Source organism: Streptomyces murinus, assembly GCF_002154555.1.
GTDB lineage: Bacteria > Actinomycetota > Actinomycetes > Streptomycetales > Streptomycetaceae > Streptomyces > Streptomyces murinus.
Genome location: NZ_MUNF01000314.1, coordinates 1 through 15,025, shown reverse-complemented (window position 1 = coordinate 15,025; position 15,025 = coordinate 1). Strand labels below are relative to the sequence as shown.

The 15,025-nt window shown below is 71.1% G+C and carries 20 protein-coding genes; 10 read left to right on the top strand and 10 right to left on the bottom strand.

Annotation, left to right across the window (positions count from 1 at the left end):
- Positions 1-671: 671 nt before the first annotated feature.
- The 3 genes from CCN72_RS19525 to CCN72_RS19515 all read left to right on the top strand — a co-directional run bounded on the left by CCN72_RS19525 (position 672) and on the right by CCN72_RS19515 (position 2,367).
- Positions 672-1,367 carry a DUF6230 family protein gene (locus CCN72_RS19525; RefSeq protein ID WP_085567130.1) on the top strand — a complete coding sequence of 232 codons (696 nt, stop codon included), beginning with the start codon at positions 672-674 and terminating at the stop codon, positions 1,365-1,367.
- 5 nt (positions 1,368-1,372) lie between these two features.
- On the top strand, positions 1,373-1,813 hold the full coding sequence (locus CCN72_RS19520; RefSeq protein ID WP_208638044.1) for a DUF6114 domain-containing protein: 441 nt from the start codon (positions 1,373-1,375) through the stop codon (positions 1,811-1,813).
- Positions 1,814-1,911: 98 nt separating this feature from the next.
- The gene (locus CCN72_RS19515) at positions 1,912-2,367 is read left to right on the top strand and encodes a tellurite resistance TerB family protein (protein WP_085567128.1); all 456 of its coding nucleotides are present in this window, start codon (positions 1,912-1,914) and stop codon (positions 2,365-2,367) included.
- A 62-nt stretch (positions 2,368-2,429) separates the two neighbouring features.
- Here the strand turns inward: CCN72_RS19515 and CCN72_RS19510 are convergent, their stop codons facing one another.
- A complete protein-coding gene (locus tag CCN72_RS19510; RefSeq protein ID WP_158101375.1) occupies positions 2,430-2,969 on the bottom strand; it encodes a hypothetical protein in 540 nt (179 codons plus the stop codon).
- Positions 2,970-3,138: 169 nt separating this feature from the next.
- On the opposite strand from CCN72_RS19510, the gene CCN72_RS19505 reads away from it, so the two are divergent.
- The gene (locus tag CCN72_RS19505) at positions 3,139-4,143 is read left to right on the top strand and encodes a helix-turn-helix domain-containing protein (protein WP_158101374.1); all 1,005 of its coding nucleotides are present in this window, start codon (positions 3,139-3,141) and stop codon (positions 4,141-4,143) included.
- A gap of 130 nt (positions 4,144-4,273) precedes the next feature.
- Here the strand turns inward: CCN72_RS19505 and CCN72_RS19500 are convergent, their stop codons facing one another.
- On the bottom strand, positions 4,274-4,465 hold the full coding sequence (locus tag CCN72_RS19500) for a hypothetical protein (protein ID WP_086808623.1): 192 nt from the start codon (positions 4,463-4,465) through the stop codon (positions 4,274-4,276).
- Between CCN72_RS19500 and CCN72_RS19495 the strand changes: the two genes are divergently transcribed.
- Entirely contained in the window at positions 4,454-4,594 is a 141-nt protein-coding gene (locus CCN72_RS19495) for an AraC family transcriptional regulator (protein ID WP_086808622.1), read from the top strand. The two genes, CCN72_RS19500 and CCN72_RS19495, sit on opposite strands and share 12 nt — an antisense overlap.
- 203 nt (positions 4,595-4,797) lie before the next feature.
- Here the strand turns inward: CCN72_RS19495 and CCN72_RS19490 are convergent, their stop codons facing one another.
- The 8 genes from CCN72_RS19490 to CCN72_RS19455 form a co-directional block, all read right to left on the bottom strand.
- Positions 4,798-5,718: an ABC transporter substrate-binding protein gene (locus tag CCN72_RS19490; protein ID WP_086808621.1), complete on the bottom strand. Its 921-nt coding sequence runs from the start codon at positions 5,716-5,718 to the stop codon at positions 4,798-4,800.
- 101 nt (positions 5,719-5,819) lie between these two features.
- Positions 5,820-6,488: an ABC transporter permease gene (locus CCN72_RS19485; RefSeq protein WP_086808620.1), complete on the bottom strand. Its 669-nt coding sequence runs from the start codon at positions 6,486-6,488 to the stop codon at positions 5,820-5,822.
- On the bottom strand, positions 6,485-7,138 hold the full coding sequence (locus CCN72_RS19480) for an ABC transporter permease (RefSeq protein ID WP_086808619.1): 654 nt from the start codon (positions 7,136-7,138) through the stop codon (positions 6,485-6,487). Before CCN72_RS19480 ends, CCN72_RS19485 begins: the two co-directional genes overlap by 4 nt.
- Positions 7,135-8,247 (bottom strand): ABC transporter ATP-binding protein, encoded by a 1,113-nt coding sequence (locus CCN72_RS19475; protein ID WP_167408694.1) that lies wholly within the window; start codon positions 8,245-8,247, stop codon positions 7,135-7,137. Before CCN72_RS19475 ends, CCN72_RS19480 begins: the two co-directional genes overlap by 4 nt.
- 131 nt (positions 8,248-8,378) lie before the next feature.
- Complete coding sequence (gene msrB, locus CCN72_RS19470) at positions 8,379-8,786, bottom strand: peptide-methionine (R)-S-oxide reductase MsrB (protein WP_085567121.1); 408 nt, start codon at positions 8,784-8,786, stop codon at positions 8,379-8,381.
- Between the two features lie 13 nt (positions 8,787-8,799).
- Positions 8,800-10,191, bottom strand: a complete 1,392-nt coding sequence (murC, locus tag CCN72_RS19465; RefSeq protein ID WP_086808618.1) for a UDP-N-acetylmuramate--L-alanine ligase — start codon at positions 10,189-10,191, stop codon at positions 8,800-8,802.
- Between the two features lie 76 nt (positions 10,192-10,267).
- Positions 10,268-10,741 (bottom strand): indole-3-glycerol phosphate synthase, encoded by a 474-nt coding sequence (locus CCN72_RS19460; RefSeq protein WP_172427674.1) that lies wholly within the window; start codon positions 10,739-10,741, stop codon positions 10,268-10,270.
- Positions 10,742-10,871: 130 nt separating this feature from the next.
- Positions 10,872-11,666: a pyrimidine reductase family protein gene (locus CCN72_RS19455; protein ID WP_085567118.1), complete on the bottom strand. Its 795-nt coding sequence runs from the start codon at positions 11,664-11,666 to the stop codon at positions 10,872-10,874.
- Positions 11,667-11,703: 37 nt separating this feature from the next.
- On the opposite strand from CCN72_RS19455, the gene zapE reads away from it, so the two are divergent.
- The 5 genes from zapE to CCN72_RS19430 all read left to right on the top strand — a co-directional run.
- On the top strand, positions 11,704-12,807 hold the full coding sequence (zapE, locus tag CCN72_RS19450; protein ID WP_086808617.1) for a cell division protein ZapE: 1,104 nt from the start codon (positions 11,704-11,706) through the stop codon (positions 12,805-12,807).
- Positions 12,808-12,955: 148 nt separating this feature from the next.
- A complete protein-coding gene (locus CCN72_RS19445; RefSeq protein WP_086808616.1) occupies positions 12,956-13,534 on the top strand; it encodes a carbonic anhydrase in 579 nt (192 codons plus the stop codon).
- 85 nt (positions 13,535-13,619) lie between these two features.
- Complete coding sequence (locus tag CCN72_RS19440; protein WP_244174326.1) at positions 13,620-14,573, top strand: slipin family protein; 954 nt, start codon at positions 13,620-13,622, stop codon at positions 14,571-14,573.
- Positions 14,574-14,582: 9 nt separating this feature from the next.
- Entirely contained in the window at positions 14,583-14,816 is a 234-nt protein-coding gene (locus CCN72_RS19435) for a hypothetical protein (protein ID WP_086808615.1), read from the top strand.
- An 8-nt stretch (positions 14,817-14,824) separates the two neighbouring features.
- On the top strand, positions 14,825-15,025 hold a 201-nt coding region (locus CCN72_RS19430; protein ID WP_143664138.1), incomplete at its 3' end, for a YbhB/YbcL family Raf kinase inhibitor-like protein.

Sequence of the window (15,025 nt, the reverse complement as noted above, 5' to 3'; positions counted from 1 at the left end):
CGGCCCGCCGCCGGCGCGGGCCCGTCACGCCTTCTCCTTACGCGACGGACCGGCGACGGCGGCGGGCCGGACACCGGCCGGTACCCGGGGGGAATCGGCCGGGCCGGACGAACAAGGGGGGTGCCGGTACGGACCCGTGCGGGAGCTGTCCGTGCCGTACTCGCGCGACGTGCGGGAAGATCACCGTGCGGGAGGATCACCGTTCGGGACGGCCGCCGTTCGAAGGGGCCGATATATGCGACGGCCCGCGTTCGAGACGATCGCCGCGCAGTGGAGCGGGTGCCGCGTAAGGGCCGGGAACGCGGCCGGTGCCCGCAGGGGACACGGCCGCTGCCGCTCGGGGGATCCGGCGCCACGGATCCGTGGAATCTGAGGAATTTGTAGCCCCGTCAACCATCGGCGTCAACCCATCGGACCGTTCAACACATCTGTACACAGGGGAAGTTGAGGGTTCGCAGGGCGCGCACGCACCGTCGACACCCTTTTTTCACATCTCCCTTGACCCCAAAATGTAACCGGCGGTAACTTCCTCGAAAGGCTACCGCCGCGTAACGAGAAAGCCCTTGCGCCCGCCGGGAGTGCGAGGAGGCGTCCGCGGCGGCCGCTGTCCGCGCCAGGACATCGCGCCACTGAAGCCCAACCCGCATTGATCCATGCCCATGGGAGCAGACATGGCCTCGTCCCCGGACCTCTCGTCCACCGGCAACACCCCCGAGAACCCGGAAAGCGGTTCACCGTCCGAAGCACCGAGCGGCACCGCGGCCCCCGCGGCCGGCAGACGGGGCCGCGTCCGGGCCCGTCGCGCCGCGGTGATGGCGGTGCCCGCCACCCTCGTCGCCGCCGGCCTCGCGGTCCTCACCGCGCAGGGCGCGCTCGGTGTGCAGTTCTCCATCTCCGGCATGCCGTTCACGGTCGCCGCGAGCCAGCTGGACGGCACCGGCTTCGAACAGTTCGGCGGCCTGGACAACATGGCCGACGGCAGCCCCAACGCCGGTGACACCGGCGGCCAGGTGCTCATCGTCACCTCGGCGATCAAGAAGGCCACCCTGACCAAGCTGTGCCAGAGCGTCGACCTCGGCGGCACCAACCTGCTGATCACCGCGGGCGGCGGCGACACCAAGGTCAGCGCGTCCGATCTGACCACCGACTCCACCGAGATGTCGGGTGACGCCTCGTTCAACCACATCGAGATCGGCAACGACGCGAGCACGCTGACCGAGGCCAACGCGAAGGGCCCGATCGGCGTCTTCAGCCAGCAGGCCGACAGCGTGCACATCGACAATCTGCGGCAGACCAACTACGCGACCACGGCAGGGGTGTTCAAGCTGCCGGGTCTCAAGCTGCGCTTCAGCGACTCGGGTTGCTGAGCGCCGTGGCGGAGAGTCCCCGACCGGTTCCCCGGCGCTCCTTCCGGGCCTGGCGGGCCCGCCGGCCGTTCTGGGGCGGGCTGCTGCTCGCCCTGGGCGGCGGCGAGGTCCTGCTGACCGAGAAGGCGTCACTGAAGGTCGTGATGCACATCGGCATGCAGGGGCTCGCCGGCTATCTGCTGCCGGTCCTGATGGCGCTGCTGGGCCTGCTGGTCCTCTTCAACCCCACCCAGCGGCTCTTCTACTCGATCCTCGGGGTGCTGGCGTCGCTGGGCACCTGGGTCACGTCCAACCTGGGCGGCTTCTTCATCGGCCTGCTGCTCGGTGTCGTCGGCAGCTGTCTCGCCTTCGGCTGGCTGCCGGACCAGGAGCCCCGGGTGAGCCGCCGCAAGCGCCGCCGCCAGGCACGGGCCCTCGCCGAGGAGGCCGGGACGGGCGCCGTGTGACGTCCCGGAACTTTCCGGCCCCACCGTCAGTTTCTACGGTGTTGTAGAAGTTGCCGGTGGGTGCCGCGGGGCACCTGCCGTTGATATGAGGAGCGAGCATGGCCCTGTGGGACCGCGTCAAGGAATCCGCGTCGCAGATGCAGAACCAGCTGGTGGCGAAGAAGAACGACCTGAAGAGCGGCGCCTTCCGGGACGCGAGCATGGCCATGTGCGCCCTCGTGGCCGCAGCGGACGGCACCGTCGACCCCTCGGAGCGCCAGCGCGTGGCCCAGCTCATCGCCACCAATGAGGTGCTCCAGAACTTCCCGGCGGACGATCTGCGCCGCCGCTTCGAGGACAATCTGAACAAGCTCACCACCGACTTCGCCTTCGGCAAGGTGAGCGTCCTCCAGGAGATCGCCAAGGCCAAGAAGAAGCCCGCCGAGGCCCGCGCCGTCATCCAGATCGGCATCGTCATCGGCGGCGCCGACGGCGACTTCGACAAGACCGAGCAGTCCGTCGTCCGCGAGGCCTGCTTCACCCTGGAACTCCCGCCGCACGAGTTCGACCTCTGACCGACGCGACGGGACGGGGGCGCGACCGGAGAACTCCGGCCGCGCCCCCGCCCACGCCCCCGTCAGCTCACCGGCTGAAGCTTGTAGGTGAAGGTGGACTGCCCACCGCAGTCGGCCGGGCCTCCGGTGCGACCGAGGCTGAAGTAGGACCAGAAGGTGATCGTGGACTTGCCGTCCAGCGGCACCGTCTTGTTGATCGCGTACGTCTCGCTGCGGTCGCGGGTGTCGCCGGGCACATCGCCCGAAGCCACCTTGGACCACACCGAGCTGTTGTTGCCCCGCAACAGGTACTGCTCGCCCACGTACGAGGTGACGCCCGCCCGGTAGAACACCTGGATGCTCTTGACCACGATGCTGGTCTTCGTGACGTTCCCGAGCGTCCAGGTCGCGTGCCCCTGGATCCAGGCGTTGCTGAGGCAGCCCGACAGGGTGCTCTGATCCAGTTCGGTGTGGCCGGTGTACACCGTCCTCGTACCGCTGCCCACCGTCACCTTGTTGACGAAGCCGGGAATGTCCTCGGCCTGGGCCGCACCGGTGCTCATCACCATGGCGAGAGTCGCGGTACCCGCGGCCAGCGCGGCCGACAGGGCTCGTCTCTTCATCATCCGTTCCCCCATGTTCCGTGTCGCGCCCACCTGCCTGCGGGCCGCCTTCGCCCACACGCTACGGTCGCTCGCCGGGGGCCGCCTTGACCGTGCATCCCCTCCCCTTGACGCCGCGTCTCATCCTGCGACGCGACCCACCGACGGTGACACTCAGGAGGACGGCAGCATGGCGCACGGCGACTTCGGAACCCGGCACCTGAAGACGGCGGAGCGACTGGCCGCGGCGGACGAGCTGTTCGGCCGGGGCCTGCTGCCGATGCGGCTCCTGAACCGGGCCGGCGACACGTTCGAGGCGTCCGTGCGGCATGTGGACCTCGCCCCGCTGACGGTCGTGAAGTTCTCGGCGACACCCGCCGCCGTACTGCGCACACCGCGGTTGATCCGCCGCGGCGACCCGGAGATGCTCTCGCTCATCGTCCCGGTGGACGCCGGCCTGACCGTGGGCCAGGCCGGGCGGGAGACCGTCGTCCGCGCCGACGAGCTGGCGCTGTACGACAGTTCGCAGCCGTTCCGGATCCAGGTGACCGCGGAGTCGGCCGTACCGGGCGTCACCACGGTCGTCTCCCTCCACGCGCCCCGCGCTCTGCTGGGGCTGCCGCCCGGCGGACTCGACCCCCTGCTGGCACGGCCGTTGCCGGCGGGCCGGGGCGCGCTCTTCGGCCGGACGCTCCATCAGATCCTGAGCGATGTGATCGAGGACGGCACGGGACACCGGCCGGTCGACCTCGCCCGCCTGGGGCACGTCGCCCTCGATCTGGTGACCGCGCTGGTCGCCCATCATCTGGAGGCCGAGGCCCTCGTACCGGAGAGCGTCCACCACCGCACGCTGCTGCTGCGCGTCGACTCCTTCATCCGGCAGCGGTTGCACGACGTGACACTGTCCCCGGCCACAGTCGCCGCCGCGCACCACATCTCGGTCAGCCATCTGCACCGCCTGTTCGAACCCCGCCGGACCACCGTGGCCGCCTCGATCCGGCGGCAGCGCCTGGAACGCGCGCGCCGCGACCTCGCCGACCCGGCGCTGCGCGACATGCCGGTCCATCGCATCGCGGACCGCTGGGGCTTCCGGGGACACCCCACTTTCACCCGGGCGTTCCGCGCCGCGTTCGGCACCTCGCCGCAGGACTACCGCAACAGCGCCCTCGCGGCGACCGCGGACGAGCGGCGCTGAGACGGGGCACGCCGCGAGGCTTCCTGGTCCTGCCAGGAGAACGGCAGGTCCTCGATGCCGAGGGACTCACGGCCGCCGTGGGAGTAGCCGCACAGACCGGTCACCCGGATCGGGCCGGTTCCCTCGTCGATCAGCGCTTCGCCTCGGGGGTCGGCGCCTCGTCGAGGCGGCCGCGGATCCGCTTCGGGTCCGACAGGAGCGACTGGGTCAGGTACGCGCCACCGCGATCGGGGCCGGCCAGGACCGCCACGACCCCGTACCGCGTGACCAACGCGTCCAGACCGACCTCGCCGACCCGGCGCTGCGCGACATGCCGGTCCATCGCCTCGCGGACCGCTGGGGCTTCCGGGGACACCCCACTTTCACCCGGGCGTTCCGCGCCGCGTTCGGCACCTCGCCGCAGGACTACCGCAACAGCGCCCTCGCGGCGACCGCGGACGAGCGGCGCTGAGACGGGGCGCGCCACGGGGCTTCCTGGTCCTGCCAGAAGAACGGCAGGTTCTCGATGCCGAGGAACTCACGGCCGGCGAAGGCAGTAGCGCACAGACCGGCCACCCGGATCGGGCCGGTCCCCTCGTCGAGAGGACTCGCCGACCCCCCGCCGGTACGGGCGCGGGGACGGGGGGACGAGACCGGGTGGGACGGGTCCGCCCGTCAGGCGAGCCCCGCCGACTTCAGCCACGCCTTCGCCACGTCCAGCGGATCCTTGTGCTGGAGTTGGACCTGGGTGTCCAGGTCGAGCAGGGTCGCGGTGTCGAGCTTGGCGGAGACCGCGTTCAGGGCGGCGACGCCCTTCTTGGGCAGAGCGGTCTTGGAGACGACGGGCTGGACGTTCTGGAAGCCGAAGAGGTTCTGCGGGTCCTGGAGGACGACGAACTTCTCCTTGGCGATGGTGGGGTCGGTGCTGAAGATGTCGGCGACCTGGACGTCGTTCTTCGCCAGCGCGGTCTGGGTGAGCGTGCCGCCCGCGTCCAGGGCCTTGAAGGACTTGAAGTCCAGGCCGTAGACGGACTTCAGGCCCGCCAGGCCCTGCTGCCGGGTCTGGAACTCCGGGGAGCCCCCGATCACCAGGTCCCCCGCGACGGCCTTCAGATCGGCGGCGCTGGACCGCGCGGTGAGGTGGTACTTCCGCGCCGTCTCCGCGTTGACCGCCAGGGTGTCCTTGTCTTGCGCCGACGAGGGGTCCAGCAGCGTCAGCTTGGAGGCGAGCTTGGCCTTGATGGCCGCCGTGGTCTCCTCGGCGCTCTTCGGCGTCGCCTTCGGGTCGAGGTAGGCCAGCAGCGCCCCGTTGTACTCGGGCAGTACGGCGACGGAGCCGTTCTTCAGCAGACCGTAGGTGGTCTCGCGGCTGCCGATGTTCGGCTTGTACGTGACGTCGATCCCCTTGGCCTTGAGCGCCTCGCCGTAGATGTCGGCGAGCAGGTTGCTCTCGGGGAAGTTGTTGGAGCCGACGACCACGCCGCCCGACTTGGCGGAGCAGCCCGCGAGCAGGGCCGTCGCCATCGCGAGCGCGACCACCGCCGCCGCGCCCCGGTTCCTCCGTATGGACCTGCTGATCTGGCTTGTTGAAGTCACTACCTGATCCAATCCACGGGCTCGACGCCGAGTCAACGGCGCGCCCGGCTCTTGTAACGCATTCTTGATGAAGGGAAACGAAGGGGAACGCGGGCCGCCCGTCAGGTACTTCTGCGTACACCGCGGGACACGGTGGCCCGGGCGGCCGCCCAGAACAGCAGGAGGGTCACCAGGGCGAGCCCGGCGACCAGCGCGGCGCCGCCCACGACCTTCTCGTAGTCGCGCTGGTAGAGGCCGTCGATGATGTAGCGGCCGAGCCCGCCGAGACCGACGTACGCCGCGATGGTGGCGGTGGAGATGATCTGCACGGCCGCCGTGCGCAGCCCGGAGAGGATCAGCGGCAGCGCGACCGGCACCTCGACCCGGAACAGCACCCGCGTCTCGGACATCCCCATGCCCCGGGCGGCGTCCACCGGGGACGGGTCGACGGTGCGCACCGCCTCGTAGGTGGTGACCAGGATCGGCGGTACGGCGAGCACCACCAGCGGGATCATCACCGGCAGCAGGCCGAGCCCGATCCACAGGACCATCAGCACCAGCAGCCCGAAGCTGGGCAGCGCCCGCCCCGCGGTGGCGATCAGCGCGAGCGCGTTGCCGCCCCGGCCGTAGTGCCCGGTGACCAGGCCGACGGGCAGCCCGATCACGGCGGCGATCAGCAGGGCCTCCAGCGAGTAGCCGATGTGCTCGGCGAGCCGGGTCGGTATGCCGTCGTAGCCGTGCCAGTGGGCGCCGTCGCCGAAGAAGGCGTGGACGAGGTTGAGTACGTTCACCGGGCGGCGCCCTTCCTCGGCATCCAGGGAGTCAGCAGTCGGCGCACGAGGACCAGCAGGGCGTCGGCCAGGACGCCCAACACCGCTGTGGTCAGTACCGAGTTAACGGCCAGGGCGGGCCGGTGGTAGGTGTTGGCGTCGTAGAGCATGTTGCCCAGGGCGCCCTGGTTGCCGATGAGCATGCCGACGCTGACCAGGGACAGGCTGGAGATGACCGCCACCCGCAGGCCCGCGATGATCGCCGGTGCGGCGATGGGGAGTTGGACCTGGAGATAGCGGCGCAGCGGGCCAAAGCCCATCGCCTCGGCGGCGGCCAGTGTCTCCTGGGGCACCGAGCGGACGCCGTCCACGATGCCGGGGACCAGCACCACCAGGCTGTAGACCGCGAGCGGGATCATCACCGTGGTCTCGCTCTGCCCGAAGTAGTCGATGAGGACGACGAAGAAGGCGAGCGAGGGAATGGAGTAGAGCACGGTGGTGAGGCCGAGCACGGGCGGGTAGACCCAGCGGAAGCGGGCGCACAGCTGGGCGATGGGCAGCGCGACGATCAGCCCGGCCAGCACCGGGATCAGCGCCTCGCGCAGATGCAGTCCGACGAGTCCGAGGTAGCTGTACTGGAGGTCGCTCGGCAGATCGAAGAAGCCGTTCATCGGGCGGCCTTCGCCTCGGCGCCGGCCCGGCCGTGCGCGGCGCGGATCGCCTCCCCGACGGCCTGCTGCGACACGACGCCCACGGCGCGCCCGTCGCCGTCCACCGCGACCGCCCACCCGGTCGGCGACAGTACGGCCCCGTCCAGGGCGGTGCGCAGCGAGTCGGTGCCGGGCCTGAACGGCCGCCCGTGGTCCAGGAGTCGGCCCCGGTCGAGAGGTGCACCGGGCTCGGCCCAGCCGAGCGGCCGGCCGTCGGCGTCGGTGACCAGGAGGTAGGGCGCGTCGGCAGCGGCGGCGAGCCGGTCGGCGTCCGCGTCGAGCGGGACGAGCGGCGCGGTGGCGAGCTCCAGTGCGTCGGACGGGAAGAAGGACAGCCGCCGGATGCCCCGGTCGGCGCCGAGGAAGTCCTCCACGAAGGCGTCGGCGGGTGCGCTGAGCAGCTCGGCCGGCGGGGCGAACTGGGCCAGCCGGCCGCCCTCGCGCAGTACGGCGACCATGGTGCCCAGCTTGATCGCCTCGTCGATGTCATGGGTGACGAAGACGATCGTCTTGCCCAACTCGTCCTGGATCCGCAGCAGTTCGTCCTGGAGGCCCTTGCGGACCACGGGGTCGACGGCGGAGAACGGCTCGTCCATCAGCAGCACCGGCGGATCCGCGGCGAGCGCGCGGGCCACCCCGACGCGCTGCTGCTGGCCGCCGGAGAGCTGGTACGGATACCGCTTGGCAAGGGACGCGTCGAGGCCGACCCGCTCCATCAGTTCCGCGGCCCGTCCGCGTGCCTTCTGCTTGCTCCAGCCGAGCAGCCGGGGCACGGTGGCGATGTTGTCGAGGATGGTGCGGTGCTGGAAGAGCCCCGCGTTCTGGATGACGTAACCCATGGAGCGGCGCAGGGAGTTGACCGGCTGCTGCCGGATGTCCGCGCCGTCCAGGAGGATGCTGCCCTCGGTGGGCTCCACCATCCGGTTGATCATCCGCAAGGTCGTCGTCTTGCCGCAGCCGGAGGGCCCGACGAGGACGGTGATCGCGCCGTCCGGTATCTCCAGTGACAGCCGGTCGACCGCGACCGTGCCGTCGTCGTACCGCTTCGTGACTGCATCTATCCGTATCAAAACGCCGAACACCCTCCGGGTCTGACAGCTCTCCGCCCGCCCGCGGCCACGGCACGGCCGACGACGCGCGGGCCGCTGCCGCGAGAGTCTAGACGGCAACGGCCCGGTTCATCCGGCCTGTTCGAGGCGTGTCAGCCCTCCTCGGGCGCCAGCCTCAGTGAGATCGAGTTGATGCAGTACCGCTGGTCGGTGGGGGTCGGATACCCCTCCCCCGCGAAGACATGCCCGAGGTGCGAGCCGCATCGGGCGCAGCGCACCTCGGTGCGGACCATCCCGTGGGAGCGGTCCTCGATCAGCTCCACGGCGTCGGTGTCCTTCGGGTCGAAGAAGGACGGCCAGCCGCAGTGCGAGGCGAACTTGGTCTCCGAGGTGAACAGCTCGGCACCGCAGGCGCGGCAGGAGTAGACGCCCTTGGCCGTGGTGTCCGTGTACTCACCGGTGAACGCGGGCTCGGTACCGGCCTGGCGGAGCACCGCGTACTCGCCCGGACTCAGCTCCGCGCGCCACTGCTCGTCCGGCTTCTCGATGTCGTACGACATGGGTCTCAGCCCCTTACTGCTGCGACAGGCGGTCCAGGATCAGCGGGCCCAGGTCGGTCACATCGCCCGCGCCCATGGTGAGAACGAGATCACCGGGTCCGGCCATTCCCGCGATCACGGCCGGGATCTCCGCCTTGTCGTGCACGGCGGTGACCTCGGCGTTCGCGGTCCGCGCCGAGTCGATGATCAGCTCGCTGGTGATGCCCGGGATCGGGTCCTCGCGGGCCGGGTAGATGTCCAGGACCACCGAGGCGTCGGCGAGCGCCAGGGCCTGGCCCATCTCCTTGCCCAGTTCCTGGGTGCGGGAGAACAGGTGCGGCTGGAAGACGACGAGGATCCGGGCGTCCCCGGCGGCGGCCCGCATGGCCTCCAGGTCCGCGGTCATCTCGGTGGGGTGGTGGGCGTAGGAGTCGATCACCTGCACCCCGGCGGCCTCGCCCTTGAGCTGGAGGCGCCGCTTGACCCCGGTGTAGGCGGCGATGGCGGGCGCCAGCTCGGCGGCCGGGATGCCGAGGGCGGCGCCGGCGGCGAGCGCGGCGACGGCGTTGAGCGCGTAGTGCCGGCCGGGCACGGAGACCGCGAAGGTCAGCTCCTGGCCGTCGATCACCGCGGTGACCAGGCTCTTCAGGCCCTGCGGGACGATGGCGGTGACCCGGACATCGGCGTCCGCGGCCTCGCCGTACGTCACCGTCCGCACCGATCCGGCCAGCCGCCGGGTCAGCTCGCGGGCGCCCTCGTGGTCGGCGGAGATCACCAGGGTGCCGCCGGGCACGATCTTCCCGGCGAAGGTCTCGAAGGACTCGTAGATCTCGTCCATCGAGGCGTAGTTGGCGTGGTGGTCCAGCTCGACGTTGAGGACGATGGCGACCTCGGGCGCGTACTTGTGGAAGCTGCGGTCCGATTCGTCCGCCTCGGCGACGAAGATGTCGCCCGCGCCGTGCAGCGCGTTGGAGCCGGGCGCGTCCAGGTCGCCGCCGATGGCGTACGAGGGCTTCAGGCCCAGTTCGCCGAGCGAGACGGCCAGCATCGAGGTGGTGGTCGTCTTGCCGTGCGTGCCGGCCACGGCGATCGGGCGCAGCCCCTGCATCAGCGCGGCCAGCGCGTCCGAGCGGTGCACGACCGGGATGCCCAGCTCGGCGGCGCGGGCCAGCTCCGGGTTGTCCTCGCGGATCGCCGAGGAGACGACGACACAGCTGGCGTCGTCGGCGAGGTGCCCGGCGGCGTGCCCGAGGTGCACGGTGACCCCGAGCGCCCGCAGCGCCCCCGCGGTCGCCGAGTCCTTGGCGTCGCTGCCCGCGACCTCGGCCCCGCGCTGCGCGAGGATCTTCGCGATCCCCGACATCCCGGCGCCGCCGATGCCGATGAAGTGCGGTCGGTCCATGGCGGCAGGAAGGCCGGGTGCCATGTGTTTCTCCCCAGAGACGGTACGAGCTGAAGCGGGGCCTAGCCTATGCGCTCGGCCCCCGCCTTCGGTGAAGCCCCTACGCCTTGCTGTGCGAGAACAGCTTCAACACCGGCACCCCCACCTTGTGCCGGGCCCGCGAGGCCCAGTCCCGGTGGAAGAACTCCTCCACGTAGTGCGGGTCGGTGAGCACGATCACCTCGTCCGCGCCCACCTCCGCCACCATCGCCTTCAGCGCGTCCAGCGGATGGTCCTCGACCAGCCGCCCGTCGGCCACGCTGCCGGAGGCCCGCAGCGCGGTCACGGAGACGTCCAGGGCCTGCCGGCCGACGCTGCGCGCGTCCTCCCCCTCCGGGGTCTCGTGCTCGCGCACCGCCTCGTCCAGCTCGCCGAGCGCGATGTCGTCGATGGCCCGCAGCAGGCGGTCCGCCTGGTCGCCGCGCGGCTGGAGAAGCACATGGAAGGCGACCGGCTCGTCGCCGTGCAACGTGGTGACGAACTCGACGTCCGCGGACGTCATTGCCTTCTCGATCATCAGAACGCTTGTGAACACCAAACGCCTCTTCTCCTCCGTGGGCCGTGGCCGGACCCCTGCGGAAACCATTTTCCCCCGCGCCTGCACGGGTACTGCGGGTCTAAGTGTGCCCGCCGAAAGCCAAACGGAACGGCAGATTCCGCCGATTTCAGGGCCGACGGTAACGACCGAACAGAAATCCGTCCTCCTCCAGGAGGGACACGAGTTCGAAGCGGCGCGGCACGGCGACCGACGGCCCCCCGGCGACACGCTGCGCGCTCCCCGCCGTGAGCGTCGGCGAAAGGGTCAGACACAGCTCGTCCAGCACCTCGGCGGCGATCAGCTGGCCGAGCAGCCGGGGGCCGCCCTCGGTGAGCAGCCGGTGGTGGCCGAGCGCGGCGAGGGCGCGCACGGCGCGTTCGGGGTCGACGCCCATGCCCTCCCCCGCCACGACCACCCGGGCGCCCGCCTTCTCGGCGGCGGCGACCTTCTCGGGCGCGGCCGCGGCGCCGGTCAGGATCAGCGTGGGCACCAGGGGCGAGGCGAACAGCGGGAGCGAGAAGTCCAGGTCCAGGCTCGCGGTGACGACCGCGATCGCCGGCGCGGGGCCCTGTCCTGCCGCCTCGCGCGCCGCGGCGAACTCCGCCCGTGCGCGGGCCGGGCGGTACCCCTCCTGCCGTACCGTTTCTGCGCCGACGACCACGACATCCGCGAGCGCCCGCAGCGTGCCGAAGATCCGCATGTCGGTGGCGCTGGAGATGGGCTGGGAATGGCCGTCGTGCTGGGCGGCGCCGTCCAACGAGGACACCATGTTGCCGCGCAGCCAGGGGCGCTGCGCCGGGTAGGCGTAGGCGGCGGCCAGCTCGGCGAGGCTCCACTCGCGGTCGGCGCCCGCTGCGCCCCTTTCGCCCCCGCCAAAAGCCTGGGCTGGTGTTTCGTCGGTCACAGGGAACAGGCGTCGCATGTCGTGCAGTGTGACACGGCGCTTAGCATGGGTAACCGTGTCGTCCTCCACCACCGCCCCCGGATCCAGCGCCCTGACCGATGCGGGCCCCCTCTCCCTCTGCGAGCGCGAGCCGCACGTCCCCGCGGACCGGCTGGTCGCCGAGATGGTGCCGCCACCGCGCTTCGACTCGGTCCGCTTCTCGACGTACATACCGGACCCGAACCAGCCCAGCCAGACCGAGGCCGTCACGGTCCTGGAGGGCTTCGCGGCCGGGCTCGGCGGGGCGCACGCCTCCGGCGCGGGCCGGCGCGGCTTCCTCGGCTTCGGCCGGGCGAAGGCGCCCAAGACCCCGGCGGGCCCCCGCGGGGTCTACCTCGACGGCGGGTACGGCGTCGGCAAGACCCATCTGCTCGCCTCCCTGTGGCACGCCACCCCCGCCGAGCCCTCCCGCAAGGCGTTCGGCACCTTCGTGGAGCTGACCAACCTGGTCGGCGCCCTCGGCTTCCAGCAGACCGTGCGGACCCTGTCCGAGCACCGGCTGCTGTGCATCGACGAGTTCGAGCTGGACGACCCGGGCGACACGGTGCTCGTCTCGACGCTGCTCGGCAAGCTGGTCGAGGCCGGGGTCGCGCTCGCCGCCACCTCCAACACGCTGCCCGGCAAACTGGGCGAGGGCCGGTTCGCGGCCGCCGACTTCCTGCGCGAGATCCAGGGCCTGTCCGCCCACTTCCGCGCCCTGCGCATCGACGGCGAGGACTACCGCCACCGGGGTCTGCCCGAGGCGCCCGCGCCGTTCACCGACGAGCAGGTGACCAAGGCGGCGTACGCCACCGAGGGCGCCTCCCTCGACGACTTCCCGCATCTGCTGGACCACCTGGCCAAGGTGCACCCGAGCCGGTACGGCGCGCTGACCGACGATCTGAAGGCGGTCTGCCTCACCGATGTGCGCCCGGTGCCGGACCAGTCGACGGCGCTGCGCCTGGTGGTGCTCGCGGACCGGCTCTACGACCGCGAGGTCCCGGTCCTGGCGTCCGGGCTGCCGTTCGACAAGCTGTTCAGCGAGGAGATGCTGAACGGCGGCTACCGCAAGAAGTACTTCCGCGCGATATCCCGGCTCACGGCGCTCGCCCGGGACGCGAAGGGGCTCGTCGGTTCCTGATCAGAAGGGCCTCGCCGGTTCCCGATCGGAGGGCTCCATCCCCCCATAGGGTGAATTTCCGCCCATGGGGGGCTTTGCCACGCTAATGTCTTTCTTGACCTTCCATTGACCAATGGTTGGCCCGGACGAGAGGCATGGATGGCCCCCTATGCAGCCCCTCATCGACAACGCCCGTAGCTTCGGCGACCGCCCCGAGGAGTTCGCCCGGCACGGCGCCGGACAGTCCCCGCAGGTCCTGTTCATCACCTGCTCCGACTCCCGGGTCGTCCCGGCCCTGATCACCGGCGCCCGCCCCGGCCAGCTGTTCGAGCTGCGCACGGCGGGCAACATCGTCCCGCCGCACACCTCCGCCCACCCCACCAGCGAGGCGGCCACCATCGAGTACGCCGTGGAGGTGCTCGGCGTCCGCGACATCGTGGTCTGCGGCCACTCGCACTGCGGCGCCGTCGGCGCGCTGGTGCGGGGCGACGACCTGACGGCCGTACCGGCCGTGCGCGACTGGCTGGCCCATGCCGCGCCGCGCCCGTCCGGCACGCCGGAGGATCCGGAGGTCGCCGAGGCCGTGCAGTGCCATGTGCTGACCCAGCTGCTGCGGCTGCGCTCGTACCCGTGCGTGCAGCGGGGCCTCACCGAGGGCCGGCTGGGGCTGCACGGCTGGTACTACGAGGTGCACACCGGCGCGGTGCGGACCCATCGACCGGAGACCGACACCTTCGAATCCCTCTGATCCGACCGGCCCGGATCCCGCGTGACCAAAATAGGCATATCGTGGCATCGACGGATGAATCAGACCTCTGGGTGAGGAGGTCGTCATGGTCCAGGAGCTGGTGGGGGCGATCGTCGCGCTGCTCTGCGTCGCCCTGGTGTACACGGGGATGGCGGCCCGCGTGGTCAAGCAGTACGAGCGCGGGGTGCTGTTCCGGCTCGGCCGGGTCGCCGGTGAGGTACGGCCGCCGGGCCTCACGCTGATCATTCCCTTCGTGGACCGGCTGGCGAAGGTCAACATGCAGATCGTCACGCTGCCGATCCCCGCCCAGGAGGGCATCACCCGCGACAACGTCACCGTGCGGGTGGACGCGGTCGTCTACTTCCGGGTGGTCGACGCCACGAGCGCGCTGGTGAAGGTCGAGGACTACAAGTTCGCCGTCTCGCAGATGGCGCAGACCTCGCTGCGTTCGATCATCGGCAAGAGCGACCTGGACGATCTGCTCTCCAACCGCGAGCAGCTCAACCAGGGCCTGGAGCTGATGATCGACAGCCCGGCCGTGGGCTGGGGCATCCAGGTGGACCGGGTCGAGATCAAGGATGTCTCGCTGCCCGACACGATGAAGCGGTCCATGGCCCGCCAGGCCGAGGCGGACCGGGAGCGCCGGGCCCGGATCATCAACGCCGATGCCGAACTCCAGGCGTCCAAGAAGCTCGCCGAGGCCGCCCAGCAGATGTCCGGCACCCCGGCCGCGCTCCAGCTGCGCCTGCTCCAGACGGTGATGGCCGTCTCCGCGGAGAAGAACTCCACCCTGGTCCTGCCGATCCCGGTGGAACTGCTGCACTTCCTGGAGCGCGGCAACCGCCCGGACATACCGCCCACCGAGGGCACGGCGCACCAGACCCCGGAGCAGCCTCCCAAGGAGATCACCCCCGAGGAGACCACCCCGAACGGCGACCGGACACAAGCCCCGGATCTGAACGGCGCCCCCGGCCCCGACCCCGAGATCGGCCGCCACCACCTCACGCCGAACCCCGGAGGAGGCCCGCGCACCGACTAGCGTGCGGGCATGCGCGAGAGCTTGGCGATGGCGGCGGTCGTCCTGATCGCCGCCACGGGCTGCGGAGGCGGCAGGACGGACACGACGACCCCGGCCGCCGCCCGCCATCTCACGGTGACGAACACGGCGTACCAGGGCGGCGGCACCGTCCCCCGCCGCTTCACCTGCGACGGCGCGAACGTCCCGCCCCCGATCGACCTCGCCGGAGTGCCCGCGGACACCCGCTCCCCAGGGCCTGTCTGACCATCACGGTGCGGGATCTCGACGCGCCGGGCGGCACCTTCACCCACTGGCTGATCCGGGACCTCGACGCGAACACCCGCCGGCTGTCCGCCGGGGCGCGTCCGCCGGGCGCCGTCGAGGGCCGCGACAGCTTCGGGCGGACCGGCTACAGCGGCCCCTGCCCGCCGCACGGCGACCGCTCGCACCGCTACGTCCTCACGGTCTACGCC

Bases quoted from the DNA above. Each gene is read 5' to 3' on its own strand.
- CCN72_RS19525 (WP_085567130.1), top strand. From the start codon at position 672: ATGGCCTCGTCCCCGGACCTCTCGTCCACCGGCAACACCCCCGAGAAC.
- CCN72_RS19515 (WP_085567128.1), top strand. From the start codon at position 1,912: ATGGCCCTGTGGGACCGCGTCAAGGAATCCGCGTCGCAGATGCAGAAC.
- CCN72_RS19510 (WP_158101375.1), bottom strand. From the start codon at position 2,969: ATGAAGAGACGAGCCCTGTCGGCCGCGCTGGCCGCGGGTACCGCGACT.
- CCN72_RS19505 (WP_158101374.1), top strand. From the start codon at position 3,139: ATGGCGCACGGCGACTTCGGAACCCGGCACCTGAAGACGGCGGAGCGA.
- CCN72_RS19495 (WP_086808622.1), top strand. From the start codon at position 4,454: ATGCCGGTCCATCGCCTCGCGGACCGCTGGGGCTTCCGGGGACACCCC.
- CCN72_RS19500 (WP_086808623.1), bottom strand. From the start codon at position 4,465: ATGGACCGGCATGTCGCGCAGCGCCGGGTCGGCGAGGTCGGTCTGGAC.
- CCN72_RS19480 (WP_086808619.1), bottom strand. From the start codon at position 7,138: ATGAACGGCTTCTTCGATCTGCCGAGCGACCTCCAGTACAGCTACCTC.
- msrB (WP_085567121.1), bottom strand. From the start codon at position 8,786: ATGTCGTACGACATCGAGAAGCCGGACGAGCAGTGGCGCGCGGAGCTG.
- murC (WP_086808618.1), bottom strand. From the start codon at position 10,191: ATGGCACCCGGCCTTCCTGCCGCCATGGACCGACCGCACTTCATCGGC.
- CCN72_RS19455 (WP_085567118.1), bottom strand. From the start codon at position 11,666: ATGCGACGCCTGTTCCCTGTGACCGACGAAACACCAGCCCAGGCTTTT.
- CCN72_RS19445 (WP_086808616.1), top strand. From the start codon at position 12,956: ATGCAGCCCCTCATCGACAACGCCCGTAGCTTCGGCGACCGCCCCGAG.
- CCN72_RS19440 (WP_244174326.1), top strand. From the start codon at position 13,620: ATGGTCCAGGAGCTGGTGGGGGCGATCGTCGCGCTGCTCTGCGTCGCC.
- CCN72_RS19435 (WP_086808615.1), top strand. From the start codon at position 14,583: ATGCGCGAGAGCTTGGCGATGGCGGCGGTCGTCCTGATCGCCGCCACG.